Below are 17,720 nucleotides of genomic sequence, written 5' to 3'. Positions count from 1 at the left end.
CGCCTGCGCGGGAATGACGAGGCGCAGGAATGACCGCGCAGTGAGGGGGGTATTTAACCCTCGCCCTTGTGATCCGCCTGCGATGCGGTGGGAAAAATCTCCCACACCGCGAGGAACATCGCCGCAATCACCGGCCCTATAATCAGGCCATTCACGCCAAACATCTGGACACCGCCCAAGGTCGAAATCAGGACAACATAATCGGGCAAGCGGGCATCCTTGCCCACCAAGATCGGGCGCAGCACATTGTCCACCATGCCGATGACGAAAAAGCCGCAGACGGCCAGCACCACGCCCTTCCAGATCGCGCCTGTCGCCAGCAGATAAATGGCGACCGGTACCCAGATAATCCCGGTGCCGACCGCAGGCAGCAGCGAGAAAATCCCCATCATCACGCCCCATAACAAAGGCGCATGAATGCCAAGCCCCCAAAATATGACACCGCCGATCGTCCCTTGCAGCGTGGCCACGACCAGACTGCCCTTGATCGTCGCCCGGATCACCGTGACGAACTTCTCGAACAACGCATCGCGCTGATGCGCGGCCAAGGGGATCGCCTGACCAATGCGGGCGGATAATATCTGTCCATCACGCAGGAAAAAGAACGTCAGGTACAGCATGATGACCGTTGCCACGATAAAGCCGAACGCACCCTGCCCGATGTTCAACAGCCGACTGGCAATGTCTTGCAGTCCCCCTGCAATGGCGGCGGATAATTTGGTCCGAATCCCCTCCATATTCGCCAGCCCCAGCCGATCCAGAATCTGGACGACCCAATTCGGCAGCGCGTTGCGTAAATCCTGAAAATTCTGCCCGAAATCCAGCCCCGTCACATGGACCCGCGCATAAAGCGCCAACGCCTCTTGCGCGAGAAAGGTCGAAATCAGCACCGCCGGCAAAATCACCAGCGCCATGATCGTCAACACCGTGACAATCGCCGCCAGATTGCGCCGCCCCGGCCAGAATTTCAGCAAGCGCGCGTTCAACGGACGAAAGACGATGGCCGCCGCAACGCCCCAGAGAATCGCGCCGAAAAACGGCCAGACGATCACCCCGAAACCAAGGGTGATGATAATGGTGAGCATCAGGAAAGTGCGGTCTTGTAATCTGCCCACGCGAAAAGCCTCATCATTGGCGAGAATCAAAGCATTCATGCCTGCGCATTGTCCTAACAGACATAGGTCAGGAGATGAAATCACGCATATTACATGGCCATATTACAGGGGCGTAGCGTCGCCGAGTACCTTGACGATCACCGGGGCCACATGGGCGACGATCACCTGCACGCCCTTGTCATTGGGATGAATGCCGTCCGGCAGGATCAATGCCGGATGGCCGATGACCCCATCAAGGAAAAACGGATATAAGGTCACGCCGAATTTTCGCGCCAAGCGGGGGTAAATCGGGTTGAATTCAGCGGCGAAATCAGGCCCCATATTCGGCGATGCCAACATGCCGGTCAGCACGACCTTGATCTTGCGACGTTGCAATTCGGTCAACATCGCTTCCAGATTGGCTTTTGTGTCTTGGGGGGCAAGCCCGCGCAACATATCATTGCCGCCAAGGCCCAAGATCACCAGATCAGGCTTGCGTGGCAATCCATCCAGCGTGAACGCCAGCCGTTGCAGGCCCGCCGCGCTGGTATCGCCCGATACGCCCGCATTATGCACCCGGACCGAAAGGCCTTGGGCCGTCAGCGCCGCTTCAAGCGCGGGGGCGAAGCCCTGCCCCTGTTCCAACCCCAGCCCCGCATAAAGGCTATCGCCAAAGGCAACCACCAACCGGTCTTTTTCGACCTCCGCCGCTGGTGCGGCCAGTGTCGTATGCGCGGCGACATCCGTCGTATTGGCGCTATCGGCAACAGGCGCGCTGCCACAGGCCGTCAGTTGGACAAGCAGGAAAAATGCCGCATAACGAAACAGATTGGTGGCCAAGGAGCAAACCCTCTTCATGCACGGTTCAAAGCACGGCAATACTATCGCGATCCACGCCCGCAATGTCACGCTGTCACTTGGGCTGCGCGATGCGCCGGTCGAAATTTTGCGCGGGGTCGATCTCGATGTCATGCAGGGCGAAAGTCTGGCAATCCTTGGCGCCAGCGGATCGGGCAAATCATCATTGATGGCCACCTTGTCCGGGCTGGAGCGCGTGAGCGGCGGCGAGGTGACCGTTGCGGGCATCGCTTATGGCCAGCTCAATGAAGATGCGCTCGCCCGCGCGCGGCGGGGGCGGATCGGGATCGTGCTGCAATCCTTCCATCTGTTGCCGACGATGACCGCGCTCGAAAATGTCGCGGTGCCGCTGGAACTGGCGGGCCATGCAGATGCCTTTGCACGGGCGCAGGCGGAATTGGAAGCGGTCGGGCTTGGCCATCGTCTCCATCATTATCCGGCGCAATTATCGGGCGGCGAACAACAGCGCGTGGCCATCGCCCGCGCCGTCGCGCCCGCACCGGACATCATCTTTGCCGATGAACCGACCGGCAATCTGGACGGCACAACCGGCGCGCAGATCATCGATCTGTTGTTCGCCCGACAGGCCGCCAGCCGCGCCACCCTTGTCATCATCACCCATGATCCCTCGCTTGCCGCGCGTTGCGACCGGATCGTCGAGATGCGCGATGGCCGGATCGTGACGGAGCCTGCGCTTTGACATTGCTCGGCTGGGCGCAAAGCTGGTCGATCGCACGGCGCGACCTCCACGCCAATTTTCGCGGGCTACGGCTGTTGTTCATCTGCCTGTTGCTCGGTGTCGGGACATTGGCGACCATCAGTAGCCTGACCGCCGCGATCAGCGACGAACTCGCCGCGCGCGGGCGGGAATTATTGGGCGGCGATGTCGAAATCGCGATGACCCAGCGTGAGGCTAGTCAGGCGGAAAAGACCGCATTTCGCAGGCTCGGCCAAATGAGCGAGACAATCCGCATGCGGGCGATGGCGCAACGCGCCGATGGCGTGGCGGGCGGCACAGGCACACCGATGGCCGTGCTGAGCGAATTGAAGGGCGTGGACAATCTCTATCCGCTCTATGGCAGGCTGCAACTGCGGCATGGCCCGCGCCAAAAGCCCTTAAAGCTGGGCGAAATCGTGATCGGTCAGGCGCTGGCCGACCGGCTGCACGTCACGATTGGCGACAGGTTACGCTTCGGCGCGGCCAGCTTCCATATCGCCGATATTATCGCGGTGGAACCGGATCGTGTCAGCGAGGGCTTCACCCTTGGTCCCGTCGCGATTGTGTCGCTCGATAGCCTGCGCCAGACCGCCTTGATCCAGCCCGGCAGCCTCTATGAAAGCAAATACCGTATTCGCCTGCCCGCCAATGCGGATGCGAAACAGGTCGGCGACCGGCTGAAGGCGCGCTATCCGTCCATGGGGTGGGAGATCAAGGACCGCGACCATGCGGCGCCGGGGGCCAATCGCTTTTTCGAGCGCATGGGGCAATTTCTCTCGCTGATCGGGCTGACCGCGCTCATCATCGCCGGGATCGGGGTCGGCAATGGCGTGTCGTCCTATCTCACCCTCAAACGCAGCAGCATCGCCACGTTCAAGGTGCTGGGCGCGACATCGGGCGATATTGCGCGGATTTACCTGCTGCAAATCGCGACTGTGGCCCTGCTCGCGATTGGCTGCGGGCTGGTCGTCGGCGCGTTATTGCCGCCTTTGCTGGTCGCATTGGCGGGCGATATGCTGCCCGTGCGCCCCGGCCTTGCGCTCTATCCCCTGCCGTTGATGACAAGCGCGGCCTATGGCCTGTTGATCGCGCTCATCTTCATCCTGCCGCCCTTGGCCCGCGCCCGGACCGAACCGGCGGCAGCCCTATTTCGCGCGGTGGTCGAACAACGCCGCGCGCTTGATCGCCGCGCGTTGTTGATGCTGGTCGCGGCAATGGCAGCGGTGATCGCCTTGGCGCTTGGCACCGCGCATGAAGTGCGTTTTTCGGCGGCGGTGCTGGGCGCGATTGCGGCAGTGTTGTTGTTATTATTGGGTATCGGTTGGGCCGTGCGCTTGCTCGCCGCCCGCCTGCCCCGCCCGCGCAATCCGTTGCTGCGGCTGGCCGTCGCCAATCTCCACCGCCCCGTCGCACAGACCCCGGCGCTCGTGATCGCATTGGGATTGGCGCTGACCTTGTTTGTGACATTGGCAGCAATCCAGACCTGTCTCGATGCCGAAATCAGCCGCAACGTCCCCAAAACCGCGCCGAACCAATTCGTGCTGGATATTCCGGCGGATGCCAAGGCGCACTTTGTTGATTTGGTGCGGCAGGAAGCGCCCGAAGCGAAACTCAACATCATCCCGGCGCTGCGCGGGACCATTATCGCTTATGGCCCGCAACGGGTGGCAGACCTGAAAGAACTGCCCAATGACGCATGGTTCCTGCGCGGCGAGCGCGGCGTCACCTATAGCGAAACCCTGCCAGAGGGGAGCGATCTGCTGGAGGGCCAATGGTGGCCCAAAAGCTATCAAGGCGCGCCATTGGTCTCGCTTGATGCCAAGGTCGCGAAAACAATGAATGTCCGCATCGGCGACACGCTCACGGTCAGCGTGCTGGGACGCGACATCACGGCGCGGATCGCCTCGCTGCGGCAGATCAACTGGGATAATATGGGCTTTAATTACATCATGGTGTTTTCGCCCAACACCCTTGCCCATGCGCCGCACAGTCTTGCCGCCACCATCACGATGCAGGCCCGCCATGAAGCGAGCATGTCTCGGACATTATTGGCGGCCTTCCCCTCCGCCTCGATCATCGCGGTGGGCGATATTGTCGATCAGGTAAGCAAGCTGTTGCGCCAAATGTCGAGCGCGATTGTTGCAGCCGCTTCGGTCGCGATCTTGGCCGGGATTGCGGTGCTGGTCGGTGCCATCGCGGCATCAAGGCAGGCCCGCAGCTATGACAGCGTAGTATTAAAGACCTTGGGCGCGACCCGCGCACAGATTCTTACGATACAGGCGCTCGAATATGGGTTGCTCGCTATTGTGCTGGCGTTGGTATCTTTGGGCCTTGGCACATTGGCCGCATGGTTCGTGGTGGTGGAGATCTTCAGCTTTGACTGGGCGCCGGATTGGGTGATCGTACTCGGCACTTTAGCTGTCGGTATGGTCATGACGCTTGGCATCGGCCTGATCGGCTCGCTCCCGCTCATCTCCCTGCGGCCCGCACAGGCGTTGCGCCAAATGTAGCGCACGACCTATGTCGCCACATTAAATAATAATTAAAATTGCGCCAATTCCCGCTCTTGGATGTAACATCTTGATGCGAATCAATCGAAAAAGCAGCGCAATATGATCGAGATCATTTCAACCTAAGTCTCATGCGACCATCACGGCATCCGCAACAAGGAGCATCAAGATGAGCATCAAGGGAACTGCCGATCTGCACACCCGCACCGGTTTCAAATTTCATGTGCGGCCAGCAGGGCCAGAGGATAAGGCCGCGTTAAAGGCGTTTTTCGCCCATGTATCGCCCGATGATCTGCGTTTCCGCTTTCTCAGCCCGATCCAGCAGGTGGGACAGGCGCAGATCGGTGCGATGACGCAGGTCGATCATCGCCAGACCGAAGACCTTATCGCCTTTGATCCGGAGACCAAGCTGATCGTCGCCAATGCGATGCTCGCGGCGGACAAGGCGCTCAACACCGCCGAAGTCGCGATCTCGATTCGCAGCGATATGCGCGGCAAGGGCATTGCCTGGACCCTGCTTGAACATGTCGCCCATTATGCGAAGGATGCCGGGATCAAGAAATTACAATCGATCGAAAGTCGCGAGAATCACGCCGCCATCGACCTTGAACGCGAAATGGGCTTCACCGCCTCGCCTTATCCGGAAGACCCGAGCTTGGTCTTGCTGGAGGCCGTGCTGTAACTGTGGCATTCGTGCAACGCATCCAAGGATAAGCATCCACATATGCAAAATCTGCATTTGCTTGATTGACTCATGCATGCGGGATTGCAATTACGCTTCTCAAGTGAATTTGAGAGCCGCTCCGGTCGATCCCGTTAATCAGGACGATAAGCATAAAAGGCTCCAAGGGCATGGGAGAGGGACATGCCAACGCGACACCAGCGCCTCATGCTGGTTGATCACAGGCGGTAAGATGATTGAAAAATTCGCCCGCGAATTTGGATGTCTCGACCCCGGATCAACATTATCCTTGAGGGCTGGTGTCGCGGGACATGCCAGATAAATTCACAGCATTCCCGACAGATATTATACAGATATTATATGGCCATCAGGCAATGCCTGATCGACGTCGCGCACAGATCATGCGCGACGCCCAGACCAATATTATTTCATCCCGCTGGCAAGGCCGACAGCGATGCAGGCCGCGCTCAACACGGCAATCTTGGTAAAAGATGCGGCTTCACCAAAGACGAAGACGCCGATGCTGATCACCACCAGCGGCACAATCGCGGCCATCAGCGGGATCAACAGGCTTAACGGCACGCCCTGACGGATCACATCGGCCATCGCCCAAAAGGAGAAGAAATAGGTCACCAGACAGGCGGCGGTCCAGACCGGCACGCGAAAACCATCCGTCTTCGCCAACATCGATGATCCGGCAATCTGGGTGATGACGATAAAAATGAAAAACGCGATTACCTTGACGGAAATACCCGCAATTGTCCCCATGCTCTCTCTCCTCGGTCGGTTTTTATTATTGGAGTGATTTCACCCCGCCCTAAAATTAGGCCCCGACATCGGGCGCGAACGTTGACCAGAAATGATATTCGGTCAAATCCTTAGGGGCTGGACCTATTGCAATGCCTAGTCAGTCCGATGAGAATGACGCCTCATCAGGCCGTCTGGCCGCCGATTATGGCGCCACGGCGGCGGGCGCAACAATCTGCGATGGCGCACCCAATTCTGGCGGCGAAGGTTCCGCCGCAACCGGTGCGCCCAGTTCCGGTTCTGTCACGGTCGCGACATTTGCATCCAATGGCACTGCGTTCTCTTCCAGCACCGGCAGATCAAGCGGCAAGGCCGCATTCTCCTCTGGCGTGTCGGTTTTCACTGTCGCAGACGCGCGTTTTGCGCCCTTGACGGCCTGTGCCATGAAATTGCGCCAGATGCGGGCGGGCATGCCGCTGCCGCTGATATTATTCAACGGCGTGTCGTCATCATTGCCGATCCAGACGCCGACCACCAGATCATCGGCAAAGCCGATAAACAGCGCATCGCGATTGTTCTGGCTGGTCCCGGTCTTGCCATAAGTGGCGATGTCCAATGCGGCGCGACGGCCCGTGCCTTGCTGCACCACCGCCCGCAACAGATCGAGCATTTCTGCATGCACCCGGCCATTGAGCGACCTTTTACCATCCCAAATCCGCGAAATAATCCCTTTCGCCTCCTGCCGGATCGCATGTGGTTCGACCGGCCAATGATTGGCGGCCACACCGGCATAAGCGGCGGTCAGTTCCAGCAAGTTCATTGTGGACGTCCCCAGCGCCAGGCTCGGCGTTGGCGCAAGCGGGCTACGCACACCCATCTCCCGCGCCACTTGCAGCACCGGCCCCGGACCCACACGCTGATACAAGCGCACCGCCGCGACATTGCTCGATCGCGCAAACGCCTCGCGCAGGCTGATCATCTCGCCATAATGATCGCCCGCATTTTGCGGACGATATGTGCCGGTCAGCATCGGTGCGTTCGAAATTTTCGTCTCGGGCGTCATGCCTTGGCGCAGCGCCGCGAGATAGACGAACAGCTTGAACGTCGATCCCGGCTGGCGCTGTGCCATGGTGGCGCGGTTGAAGCTGGAATCGCGATAATTGCGCCCGCCGACCATCGCCACCACCTCGCCATCGCGGCGCATCGCGACCAAAGCGACCTGTGCGCGGCCCAGCCCGGCGCGGCGCACCGATTGTTCCGCCAGTCGCTGCAACCGCGCATCAAGGGTGGTGCGGATTTTCTCATCGCCATAGCCGCCCTCGGTTGCTTCGCGCGCTTGCGGCATCGCCCAATCGGCGAAATAGGTGCCATTGGGCAGGTTGGAATTGCCGATATTGCCCATATCCACTTGTGCCATCGCGGTCGATGCCGCCTTGGCCGCGCTGATATAGCCCGCATCCGCCATGGCATTCAGCACCATCTGCGCGCGCGCCGCCGCTCCCTTGGGATTGGTCGTCGGCGCAAGCCGGGATGGCGCCTGCACCAACCCCGCCAGCATCGCCGCCTGCGACAGGCTCAATTTTTCCGGCTGGCGCGAGAAATAATGACGCGATGCGGCGCGCAAGCCATAGATATTGTCGCCGAAATAGACATTGGAGAGATAGCGTTCGAGGATTTCATCCTTCGTCAGCCGCGCCTCCAGCCAGAAGGCGATCAACACCTCATGCGCCTTGCGCGACAGGCTGCGTTCCGGCGATAAAAAGGTGATCTTGGCCAATTGCTGAGTGATGGTCGATCCGCCCTGACGCACGCCGCCGCCCATCACATTCGCCCATGTCGCCCGTGCAATGCCGCGCGGATCAATCCCCCAATGGCTCTCAAACCGCCGATCCTCGATCGCCATGAATGCCTGTTTCACATGCGGCGGCAAATCCGACATCCGCACAGGCTTATCAATGATCGCGCCGCTTTGGGCGATCGGCTCGCCATTTATTGCCAGCAACGTCAAGCGCGGCGGCGCAATCGGCTGGAGCGAACGACTGAGCGGCGCAGTGATTGCCAGCCACAGCAACAACAGCCCAAAGACCAGCCCCAATCCGGCCAACACACGGAACCGCCACCAGCCACGGCTACGGCCCGTGATATATATCCGGAAACGGTCATAAAGCAGGACAAGACGATCCGCGATTTGCGCCAGCCAGATCGGCGCATCATGCGGCAGCCATGCCAATGCACTGGGTCTGATGATATGGCGATCCGCGTACCGATTGTCGTTCATGACGCCTGACTACATCAAATCGCGAGATGCTGAAACGCCCTTTGCGGGCTTGATCGCGCTTGGTCGGGCGCAAAAACCAATCCGGCTATTTAAAGATACATTTTATTTGCATCTTATAACAAATGGCATTATGCGCCTGTCCGCATCACTTCTCTTGCATGACAAAGGACCACGCATGACCAAGCCGCTCTCTGCCAAGACCATCTTTATCGTCAAATCGACGGGTACCGCATTGCAACAGCATGGCGTTGCCATCACCACGCGTATGTATGAACGCCTGTTCGAGAACGAAGAGGTAAAGGCGATGTTCGATCAATCGGCACAGGCAAGCGGCGAACAGCCAAAGCGGCTGGCGGGGGCGATCCTTGGCTATGCCCAGAATATCGACAAGCTCGAAAACCTCTCCGCCCCGGTTGCGCGCATGGTTGCCCGCCATGTCGAAACCGGTGTAAAGGCTGAACATTATCCATTGGTAGCCGAAGCCCTGCTGCCCGCGATCCGCGACGTCTTGGGCGATGCCGCCACGGATGAAGTGCTGAACGCATGGGGCGAAGCCTATTGGTTCCTCGCTGACATTCTGATCGGCAAGGAAAGCGAATACTACGAAGAGCGGGAAACCGAAGCCGCCTAAACGTCAATCAGGGGGAGGCGAGACAGATGACCGAGCGCCGCGGCAATTTCATGCCGTTGATAGGCCGTCATGGCTGGGGTCGATCTGCATTGGGCGCGTTATTGGGCCTGTTGCTGACCGGCTTTACCTGCCGCTTGTGGCTCCAGCATGATCTCGCCTCCCTCCCCTTTCTCATCGCGCCGATGGGTGCATCGGCGGTGTTGTTGTTCGCCGTGCCGGCCAGTCCTTTGGCCCAGCCTTGGTCGATCGTCGGCGGCAATATGCTGTCGGCGCTGGCGGGCCATGCCGCCTATCTGATCTGCCCCGATCCGATATTGGCCGCAGCCTTGGCGGTGGCAGGGGCGATCATCGTGATGAGCCTCGCCAATTGCCTGCACCCGCCCGGTGGCGCGGTGGCGTTGACCTCGGTGATCGGCGGACCGGCGGTGACGGCGGCGGGCTGGTCCTTTGCCTTTATCCCGGTCGGGCTTAATTCCTTGTTGCTGCTGGCCTGCGGGTGGTTGTTCCACAAGGCCACGCGCCATGATTATCCGCACCGGGCCGTGCCGAGCGCGACCAATCTCCATGGCACCATCGATCTGCCGCCTTTGGAGCGGATCGGCTTTACCACCGCCGATATCGACGATGCGCTAGCCGATCATGGCGAAGTGCTCGACATCAACCCGGAAGATCTGCACGCCGTGTTCCGCCGTGCCGAAGCCCGCGCCCATCGTCGCCTGCATCGCCATCGCCGGATCGACTGCGCCGATATCATGTCGCGCGATATTGTTTGCGGCCATGTCGATGATCGGATCGATGCGGCTTATGCGAAAATGCGAGCGCTGCATTTGCTGGCGATGCCGGTGGTGGATAGCCGCTATCAGGTGCAGGGTCTGATCGAATTGGGCGATCTGAACCCGGCCAGCAAAACCCGTCTCAGCCAAAAGATGCGCCGATCCGTCGCCACGGCCCGACCGGAGATGGAGATTGAAGAACTGCTCCCCATTTTGGCGGGGGGCGCGGTGCATCAGGTCTTGGTGACGGACAAGACGGGGCGACTTATGGGCATCATCACCCAGACGGACCTGCTCGCGGCCCTTTGGCAGGGTGGGCTGCGTCCCGCAATCGCGGCGGCCCAGCGCGCCTGAACGGGGTGCCTGAACGGTTCGCCTTAGCCCCAGCCAAGGGCGCGGCGCGCGCGATTGGCGACCTCATCCGCCCCGCCGGTCGCATCCAGCACGCGCCAATCCGCCAGCGGCCCGACTTGGATCTTTGATTGGGCAGCGGCAATGGTCGCGTCCGCATCCGAGGCATCGCCAAAGCGGGCATTGACCCGCGCCACGCGCATCGCCTCCCCGCTATCAAGCCAGATGCCGACCGTCTCGACCTCCATTTGTTGCCCGACCGCTGCAATCGCCGCGCGTTCCTTTGGCAGCGCAAAGACCGCATCGGCGATGACCGCCTGTTGTTGACCCAGCGCCGCCGCCGCCAGCGCGTAGAGATGGGCATAGACCGCCGTACTGCTGCCCTTGGCATAAGCCGCTGGTCCCAGCCGTGTTTCGGGCGCGACCCCGGCCAAGCGCTTGCGCAACACATCGCTCCGCAACAACCGCGCCCCCGGAGCGCGCCCAAGATCACAGGCCAAGGCTTGCGCGAGCGTGGTCTTGCCGCTGCCCGATAATCCCCCCACCGCGATTAATCGGGGCTTCACCGGGTCCAGAGAATGCAGCGCCAACGCCAGAAAATCCTGAGCCTGCGCCAATAATGTCGGATCATCCGGGTGCCGCGCGGCCTGTTGCGCCATGACATGGGCGCGGATCGTCGCCCGCAGGGCAAGGAACAAGGGCATCAAGGCGATACCCGCTTCATCCTCGGCCATCAGATCGAGATAGCGATTGAAGATGAGATTGGCCGCGCGGTGCAAATCGCGATGCCACAGGTCCATCAGCAAAAAGGCCAGATCATACAGCGTGTCGATGGTGGCAAGATCTTCATCGAACTCAAGGCAGTCAAATGGCGTCGGCCCGCCATCGATCAGCGCGATATTATGGAGGTGGAGATCGCCATGCAGATGCCGCACCCGCCCCATCACCGCCCGTTGATCCAGCAAGGCCGCATGATGTTCGGTCGCATCGCGCAACCCCGCCACCAATGTCGCGACCATTGCAGGGTCGAATATATCGCCCACCACGGCAAGGCTCGAGACATTGCCCTCCACCGCGCGTCGAAATCTTGTGCTGCCCGTATCGCCTTGATGAATCGGTGCATCGCGGTGAAACGCCACCACATGATCGGCAAGGCGCAGCAGTAGTTCATCGGCCAGCCCGACCTGATCGACGATCTCGCTCAACAAGGCCCCATCGGGAAAGCGGACCATCTCCAGCACCCAATCCACCGCCGCGCCCGACCCGCCGATGTGCAAATCCCCATCCGCCCCGCGCGTGATCGGATGCACCGCGCGATATAGCGCAGGCGCGGTGCGGCGATTGAGGTGCAGTTCGGTTTCCAGCACCGCGCGTCGCCGCGCCGCCGTCGAGAAATCGAGATAATTAAACCGCACCGCGCGTTTCAGCTTCCACGCGCGATCAGCGGTCAGGAATACCGTCGCCCCATGGGTATCGATGCGGCGCACCACCGGATGCCCCTCAAATGCCGCGCCCGACGCAAAGAACTTTATTACCTCGGCCTGATCGTCATCCGCTGACATCGCTTGCGCGCCCCTCCCTCATTGGCTGGAGGGGGATAGCTTAAACCGCGTTGTCCGGTACGTCGATGGCGATAATCTCTATCGCCTCCTCATCGCCCGCGAACGGCATGATCTCGCCCGGCTCGGCCCCCAATAAGGCCCGGCTCAATGGCGCGGAAAAAGACAACAGCCCCTGCGCCGGTTCGGCCTCATCATCACCGACGATCTGCACCGTCCGTTCCTTGCCCTTCAGGGTAAAGCGCACCCGACAACCCAGTTCGACCTTCTCTCCATTCGGGTCCGGCACCAATTGCGCCGTGGACTGGCGCGTCGTCCAATATCGCAAATCGCGCTTGGCCTCGGCAATCGCGGCGTCTTCGGTCAATGTCGGCAACAATGCCTCCACCGCCGCGCACCGCGCCCGGATCTGCGCCAGCCCGCGCCGCGTCACCAGATTGGGGCCGGGCGGGATCGGGATCTCGAATTTCGGTTCAAGATGTTCCTCATCGCTATCACGGCGAAAGGCGACGCTCATTGCGCATTCTCCTGCACGGCCCATTCGGCGATATTCGGTTCCTGCCCGATCAACGCCAGCCCATGGGCAATAGACGTCAATTCATTGCCGCTGTCGAGTTTGTCCGCACCGAAGCGTTGCTCGAAAATCCGTCGCACTGCGGGGATCAGCGACGACCCGCCGGTCAAAAACACATGATCGATCCCGTCCGCCGTCAACTGCGCCTTGCTGAGCGCCTGATCGACGGTCTCAGCAATGCGGGCGAGGTCTTCCGCGATCCAGCCCTCAAAGGTCGCGCGGCTGACCTCGGCATGGATGTCCAGCCCTGCGCCGCTGAAATGGAATGGCGCATGATCCTCGCTCGACAAGGTCCGCTTCAACTGGCCGACCGCATCATAGAGCGAAAATCCAAGCTCATTTTCGACCACCGCGATCATCCGGCCAATCGCCGCCGGGTCGACGGCGCTATGTTGCAACCGCGCCAATTCTTCCAAGGTCCGCCGATTGCGCATCAGCGCGAGCCGCGACCAATCGCCAAAATCGCTGAAATGCCCCGCCGGGATTTCCAGCAATTTGTCAAACGAGCGATAGCTGCCCCCCTTGCCCAGCATCGGCAGCACGAGATGATCCATGATGCGATAATCGAACCGATCGCCCGCAATGCCGATCCCCGCCGAACTCAGCGGCGTGCAGCGCTGCGCCGCGCCCGGCGCCTCAATCCGCACCACCGAAAAATCGCTCGTCCCGCCGCCGAAATCGGCGACCAGCAAGGTCGCGGGCCGATCCAGCCTTGATGCAAAGCTGAACGCCGCGCCCAGAGGTTCATACACATAATGCACCTCGCGCTTGAACAAGGCGAACATCAGATCATAACGCGTGCGCGCCAGCACCGCATCGGGCCGGTTGCCGACATATTGCACGGGCCGCCCGACGATCACCCGATCCGGCAAATCGGCCAGCGCCTTGCCGCCATGGGCAAGGAAATGTTCAAGAAACACATGGCCCAATTGTTCGAACCGCATCCGTTTTTCAAAGATATTGGCCGTTTCAAAGCTGGCGCTCGCCGCGACCGATTTGAACGACTGAAGAAAGCGGCTGCCCTGCGGAAATTCGAGAAATTCATCGATCGCCCATGGCCCGGCCTCATGCGCGATACCGCCGCGCACATCCCCATCCTGCCAAAAGCACAGGGCCGAGCGAAACACCGGCCCCGCCCCATTTGGTCCCTTGAAATCGACGAGATGGGATTCCCCGCCTGCATCCGCAATCGCCACCACTGAATTGGTCGTGCCGAAATCAAGGCCCAACGCGCGGCCAGTCACAGGGTTCACCATCATCTCATCCATGAAGCCGGGCGTCCGATACTGGCCCGGGGGACCGGCGCCTATGACAGCGGAGCGGCGCGCAAGCAACTGCCCAAACACCCTTGGGGGGGCAAGAAAAGGGGTGGCTGGTCCGGCAAATCGGGCTAGAGCGGCAAGATGGACTTTCAAGACCTTCTCGTCCGCTATTTCGGACACGCCGATATCGTCAGCATGAAACAGGAAACACTGGATTCCGGGCTGGAACGGGTCCGGGTCGATTTCGGGCTGGAAACAGACTCTGGCAGACGCTTTGGCCTTTGGGCGTTGATGTACATGCTCGGCGCGGCACCCGATCTGGATGTGGCGTTCAAAGACCCTGCCGAACAAGACGCCGCGCGCAATTTCATGGATCTTGCCGCCCGACTGGACGATGACTGATCAAGGATGAATGCGAGTCCGGGTGAAGAGCCAGCGGGCAAGGCCGGGCAGCTTTTCCAGCACCGTCAAGGGCCATGCGGCCCCGACCGACGATCCTGCCATCTGCTGCATCAACCCCGCCCAGCGAAACGGGCCTCGTAATTTAGCCGCCAGCGCGTGTTGATAATCAGGGGCCGCCGCTGCCCCACCCGCGACGGCATAACGTGCCGCCATTTCACCACTGGTGAGGGCAAGGCCGATCCCCTCGCCCGCAAGCGACGGGATCACCCCCGCCTGATCGCCCAGCCGGAAAATGCCGGGCAAGGTGTCCGCCGTCCACCAGCCATACAGCAAATGACCAATCGCATCGGTCCGGCCCAAGCGCGGCGATGCGTTCACCCGCGCCGCCAAGGCCGGATTGCGCCGCCCCCATTGATCCAGCAATTGATCAAGGCTGTTGCCCGCGCGTGCATAACGACTTTTCCGCACCGCGAGGCAGCAATTCAGGCTGCCGTCTTCCTGCACATTAATCCCGATATAACCGCCCGCAAAGACATGCAGCTCAATCGCATCGCCGACCATTTCGGCCAATACCGGCGCAGGCGTCAGCCGGAACCTTAGCCCCAGAAACGGATCGCCCCCCGCACCATCGGCAGGGCGGTTAAACCCGCGCACATCATGCTTGCCATTGGCGAGAAAAATCATCTCCGCCGTCAAGACCTCCCCATCCGCAAGCTGGACCTCGCCCGGTGCCAAATGCTGCGCCTTGGTGCCAAACCGCACCTCAATGCCCGCCGCCTTGACCTGATCGACCAACATTTGATCGAGCCTTTGGCGCGACAGGCCCATCGCCACCCCCGGCAATGGAAAAGACGCCACGCGATCATCGGCGAACACCCGCAATCGCGTCACCAACGGTCCGCCCAATTGCTTGGCGCCAAGGCCCAGATCATCAAGCTTCGCCAAGGTCGTCCAGCTTAAAAAGCCACCGCAAATCGCATCGCCGATGACATGCTGCTGCTCGACCACCAAGGGCGCAATCCCGCGCTGCGCCAGATGCAGCGCCGCCGCGCAACCGGCCGGACCCGCGCCGATAATCAGCGGACGCATGACACGCACAATCGAAACGGAAAGTGGCGCGCTATTTGAATCGTCCCGGAAAGGGGGATTTGCGCCAGCATGTCCCGCCATTCATCCGGCCCGAAACTGCGCGCGATGCTCAATTGTCCATCCTCGCGCACGATCCGATGCACCCCCATCAACCGCGCCAGCACCGGATAACCGAGATAGGCCAGAATATGGTGATGCAGATCATTGATGAACCAGCCGCGCAAGGCGACCCGATCCATAAACTGGATGAACGCGATGCGCTCTGCGTCATCCATATGATGGGTGACGAGGCTGCTCAACACCACATCCCAAGGCTCGGCCTCCAGCGCCGCATAATCCCCCACCCGATAGGTGATCGGCAGATGCGCGGGGGTTTGCGTTTGGGCGGCGGTGAGGCTCGATGGATTAAGGTCGATGCCGACCAATTCGCACATGACCCCGCGCCGCGCCGCCCATATCGCGATCCGCCGCAGCATATCGCCATTGCCAAAACCGACATCCAAAATCCGCAACCGCATCCCGCGCGTCGCCAGACGGTCTAAAAAGGCCAATGTCGGTCGCGCGGCCAAGGTCATGCGATTGACCCGCTCCAAATCGGCCAGCACCGCGCGATACACCGCCGGATCAAGGTCCGGCGCGTCCATCTGTTCGGGGGTGGTGGCGCGTTGGGCGAGCATCCTCATGCCGATCTGTAATGAAAGCCCTCAACGGCGATCCCCGGGCCAAAGGCCATAGCCACACCCTGTAGCGGACCCTGTTTTTGCAGCTTGCGGGCCAGCACGAACATCAACGTCGCGGACGACATATTGCCATAGTCGCGCAGTACCGCGCGGCTATCGTCAAGATCACCCGGCGCAAGTTCCAGCCCCTGCTGCACCGCATCGAGGATCGACCGGCCACCCGCATGTACGGCCCAATCATTTACCGGCCCGCCATGAACAATAGCACTGCGAACCTCTGGATCTTGCAAGGCGGACAATATCTTGTTCGGCACCGCCCCGGACAGGCGCATGATGAACCCCGCATCACCAATGTCCCAACAGATGAGGTCGCTTGAATCTGGCAAATGGAGCGTGAATGTCTCTTCGATTTCCAAGCCTTTTGGGTCCGCGCTGACCAAGGCAGCGGCCGCGCCATCGCCGAATTGCAACATCGCCAGCAAAGGCTCCAGCCCATGCACATCCTGCAAATGGAGCGAACTCAACTCCACGCAGATCACCAATATCTTGGCATCGGCCTGCGACCGGACAATATGCCGCGCAGTGCGCAGCGCGGTAATCGCGGCATAGCAGCCCATGAAGCCGACCAATAGCCGCTCCACCCCCGGATCAAGGCCGAGTTCGCGAGCGATAATCTGATCGACGCCCGGCGCGACAAAGCCGGTGCAGCTTGCCACCACCAAATGGGTGATCCGGGATAAATCCACATCGTCAGGCAAACTCTGCACCGCCTTGATCGCGAGCTTGGGCGCTTGGCGGGCATAGATCGCCATCCGCGCTGCCGTTGACGGCCAAGGCGTTTGATAAAAGTCCATTGCCCCCAAGGCAGGCGCCCCGTCTTCCCCCGGCGATAGAACAGACCAACGCCGTTCGATCCCGGACCGCGATACCATCCGGTCAAACAGGCGGCGTTCGCGCGGGTCTTGCAACTGGCGCTCTGCCCAAGCGACAAATTGATGATGCACATCCTGATCGGGCACTGCGGTGCCGATTGCATTGATATAAGCGGCCATGGCTATTCCTATACAAAGCTGGCCCAACACAGGCGGAACTTGAAACAACCGCTCTTGATTCATTGCGATGACAAAAGCCTGACCCCTTTTGTCGGACCTGTCAAACGAGTCCCGTACCAAAGGCGATAGGGGCGCATTCCGCACCATATTAGAAGGGAATATACAATTAACTTTGCATAAACTTTAAACTGTTACTCCCGATGACGAAGGGAAAAAACATGGTCGAATTGATGCAAGCAATGGCCGTCACGGCCTTTATTGATGATGACGTGCTGGAAGATGATATGTCGGAGCCAAATTGGGCTGAGATGCTAGCGTCAAACATGTGGGGCAGTCCCCTCCGCCTGATCGCCAGCCAATCCATGCACAATCTCACGGGTGAACATCAGCTCCCGCACCAGATGCGCCTCGCCGCCTAAGGCGTGCAGGCCGTTATTTCCGGGCTGTGAAATATTCCATT

17 protein-coding genes are annotated in these 17,720 nt (G+C 60.4%); 7 read left to right on the top strand and 10 right to left on the bottom strand.

Annotated features, from left to right (window positions below; genetic code table 11):
• Positions 1-53 precede the first annotated feature (53 nt).
• Together K6117_RS09965 and K6117_RS09960 are read right to left on the bottom strand one after the other, a co-directional pair.
• The gene (locus tag K6117_RS09965) at positions 54-1,154 is read right to left on the bottom strand and encodes an AI-2E family transporter (protein WP_221794514.1); all 1,101 of its coding nucleotides are present in this window, start codon (positions 1,152-1,154) and stop codon (positions 54-56) included.
• A gap of 63 nt (positions 1,155-1,217) precedes the next feature.
• Entirely contained in the window at positions 1,218-1,952 is a 735-nt protein-coding gene (locus K6117_RS09960) for an arylesterase (protein WP_221794512.1), read from the bottom strand.
• Between K6117_RS09960 and K6117_RS09955 the strand changes: the two genes are divergently transcribed.
• The 3 genes from K6117_RS09955 to K6117_RS09945 all read left to right on the top strand — a co-directional run bounded on the left by K6117_RS09955 (position 1,951) and on the right by K6117_RS09945 (position 5,862).
• Entirely contained in the window at positions 1,951-2,652 is a 702-nt protein-coding gene (locus K6117_RS09955; protein WP_221794510.1) for an ABC transporter ATP-binding protein, read from the top strand. The two genes, K6117_RS09960 and K6117_RS09955, sit on opposite strands and share 2 nt — an antisense overlap.
• On the top strand, positions 2,649-5,180 hold the full coding sequence (locus K6117_RS09950; protein WP_221794508.1) for an ABC transporter permease: 2,532 nt from the start codon (positions 2,649-2,651) through the stop codon (positions 5,178-5,180). Before K6117_RS09955 ends, K6117_RS09950 begins: the two co-directional genes overlap by 4 nt.
• A gap of 169 nt (positions 5,181-5,349) precedes the next feature.
• Positions 5,350-5,862 carry a GNAT family N-acetyltransferase gene (locus K6117_RS09945; protein WP_221794507.1) on the top strand — a complete coding sequence of 171 codons (513 nt, stop codon included), beginning with the start codon at positions 5,350-5,352 and terminating at the stop codon, positions 5,860-5,862.
• 423 nt (positions 5,863-6,285) lie between these two features.
• Here the strand turns inward: K6117_RS09945 and K6117_RS09940 are convergent, their stop codons facing one another.
• Both K6117_RS09940 and K6117_RS09935 read right to left on the bottom strand, forming a co-directional pair.
• Positions 6,286-6,630 carry a DMT family transporter gene (locus K6117_RS09940; RefSeq protein ID WP_221794505.1) on the bottom strand — a complete coding sequence of 115 codons (345 nt, stop codon included), beginning with the start codon at positions 6,628-6,630 and terminating at the stop codon, positions 6,286-6,288.
• Positions 6,631-6,814: 184 nt separating this feature from the next.
• On the bottom strand, positions 6,815-8,887 hold the full coding sequence (locus tag K6117_RS09935) for a transglycosylase domain-containing protein (RefSeq protein ID WP_221794503.1): 2,073 nt from the start codon (positions 8,885-8,887) through the stop codon (positions 6,815-6,817).
• Between the two features lie 175 nt (positions 8,888-9,062).
• On the opposite strand from K6117_RS09935, the gene K6117_RS09930 reads away from it, so the two are divergent.
• Together K6117_RS09930 and K6117_RS09925 are read left to right on the top strand one after the other, a co-directional pair.
• The gene (locus K6117_RS09930) at positions 9,063-9,518 is read left to right on the top strand and encodes a globin domain-containing protein (RefSeq protein ID WP_221794502.1); all 456 of its coding nucleotides are present in this window, start codon (positions 9,063-9,065) and stop codon (positions 9,516-9,518) included.
• A 26-nt stretch (positions 9,519-9,544) separates the two neighbouring features.
• Positions 9,545-10,645: an HPP family protein gene (locus tag K6117_RS09925; RefSeq protein WP_221794500.1), complete on the top strand. Its 1,101-nt coding sequence runs from the start codon at positions 9,545-9,547 to the stop codon at positions 10,643-10,645.
• Positions 10,646-10,668: 23 nt separating this feature from the next.
• On the opposite strand, the gene K6117_RS09920 is transcribed toward K6117_RS09925, so the two are convergent.
• Genes K6117_RS09920 through K6117_RS09910 form a run of 3 tightly spaced genes read right to left on the bottom strand, consistent with a single transcriptional unit; the run spans position 10,669 to position 14,043 of the window.
• Positions 10,669-12,204, bottom strand: coding sequence for a bifunctional aminoglycoside phosphotransferase/ATP-binding protein (locus K6117_RS09920; RefSeq protein ID WP_221794498.1), 1,536 nt, complete (start codon positions 12,202-12,204; stop codon positions 10,669-10,671).
• Positions 12,205-12,244: 40 nt separating this feature from the next.
• On the bottom strand, positions 12,245-12,718 hold the full coding sequence (locus tag K6117_RS09915; RefSeq protein ID WP_221794495.1) for a GreA/GreB family elongation factor: 474 nt from the start codon (positions 12,716-12,718) through the stop codon (positions 12,245-12,247).
• Positions 12,715-14,043 (bottom strand): Hsp70 family protein, encoded by a 1,329-nt coding sequence (locus K6117_RS09910; protein WP_425514702.1) that lies wholly within the window; start codon positions 14,041-14,043, stop codon positions 12,715-12,717. Before K6117_RS09910 ends, K6117_RS09915 begins: the two co-directional genes overlap by 4 nt.
• A gap of 135 nt (positions 14,044-14,178) precedes the next feature.
• Here K6117_RS09910 and K6117_RS09905 point away from each other — a divergent pair, with 135 nt between their 5' ends.
• A complete protein-coding gene (locus tag K6117_RS09905) occupies positions 14,179-14,439 on the top strand; it encodes a hypothetical protein (protein WP_221794493.1) in 261 nt (86 codons plus the stop codon).
• On the opposite strand, the gene K6117_RS09900 is transcribed toward K6117_RS09905, so the two are convergent.
• Genes K6117_RS09900 through K6117_RS09890 form a run of 3 tightly spaced genes read right to left on the bottom strand, consistent with a single transcriptional unit; the run spans position 14,440 to position 17,260 of the window.
• On the bottom strand, positions 14,440-15,528 hold the full coding sequence (locus tag K6117_RS09900) for an NAD(P)/FAD-dependent oxidoreductase (protein WP_221794490.1): 1,089 nt from the start codon (positions 15,526-15,528) through the stop codon (positions 14,440-14,442).
• Complete coding sequence (locus K6117_RS09895; RefSeq protein WP_221794488.1) at positions 15,516-16,211, bottom strand: methyltransferase domain-containing protein; 696 nt, start codon at positions 16,209-16,211, stop codon at positions 15,516-15,518. The genes K6117_RS09900 and K6117_RS09895 overlap by 13 nt, the downstream gene beginning before the upstream one ends.
• Complete coding sequence (locus K6117_RS09890; protein ID WP_221794486.1) at positions 16,208-17,260, bottom strand: type III polyketide synthase; 1,053 nt, start codon at positions 17,258-17,260, stop codon at positions 16,208-16,210. Before K6117_RS09890 ends, K6117_RS09895 begins: the two co-directional genes overlap by 4 nt.
• Positions 17,261-17,460: 200 nt before the next feature.
• Between K6117_RS09890 and K6117_RS09885 the strand changes: the two genes are divergently transcribed.
• The gene (locus K6117_RS09885) at positions 17,461-17,679 is read left to right on the top strand and encodes a hypothetical protein (protein ID WP_221794484.1); all 219 of its coding nucleotides are present in this window, start codon (positions 17,461-17,463) and stop codon (positions 17,677-17,679) included.
• Positions 17,680-17,720: the final 41 nt, after the last annotated feature.

Source organism: Alteraquisediminimonas sediminicola, from assembly GCF_019740335.1.
Lineage (GTDB): Bacteria > Pseudomonadota > Alphaproteobacteria > Sphingomonadales > Sphingomonadaceae > Alteraquisediminimonas > Alteraquisediminimonas sediminicola.
The sequence above is the reverse complement of the archived record's forward strand: the minus strand, read 5'-3'. Positions and strand labels throughout refer to the sequence as shown.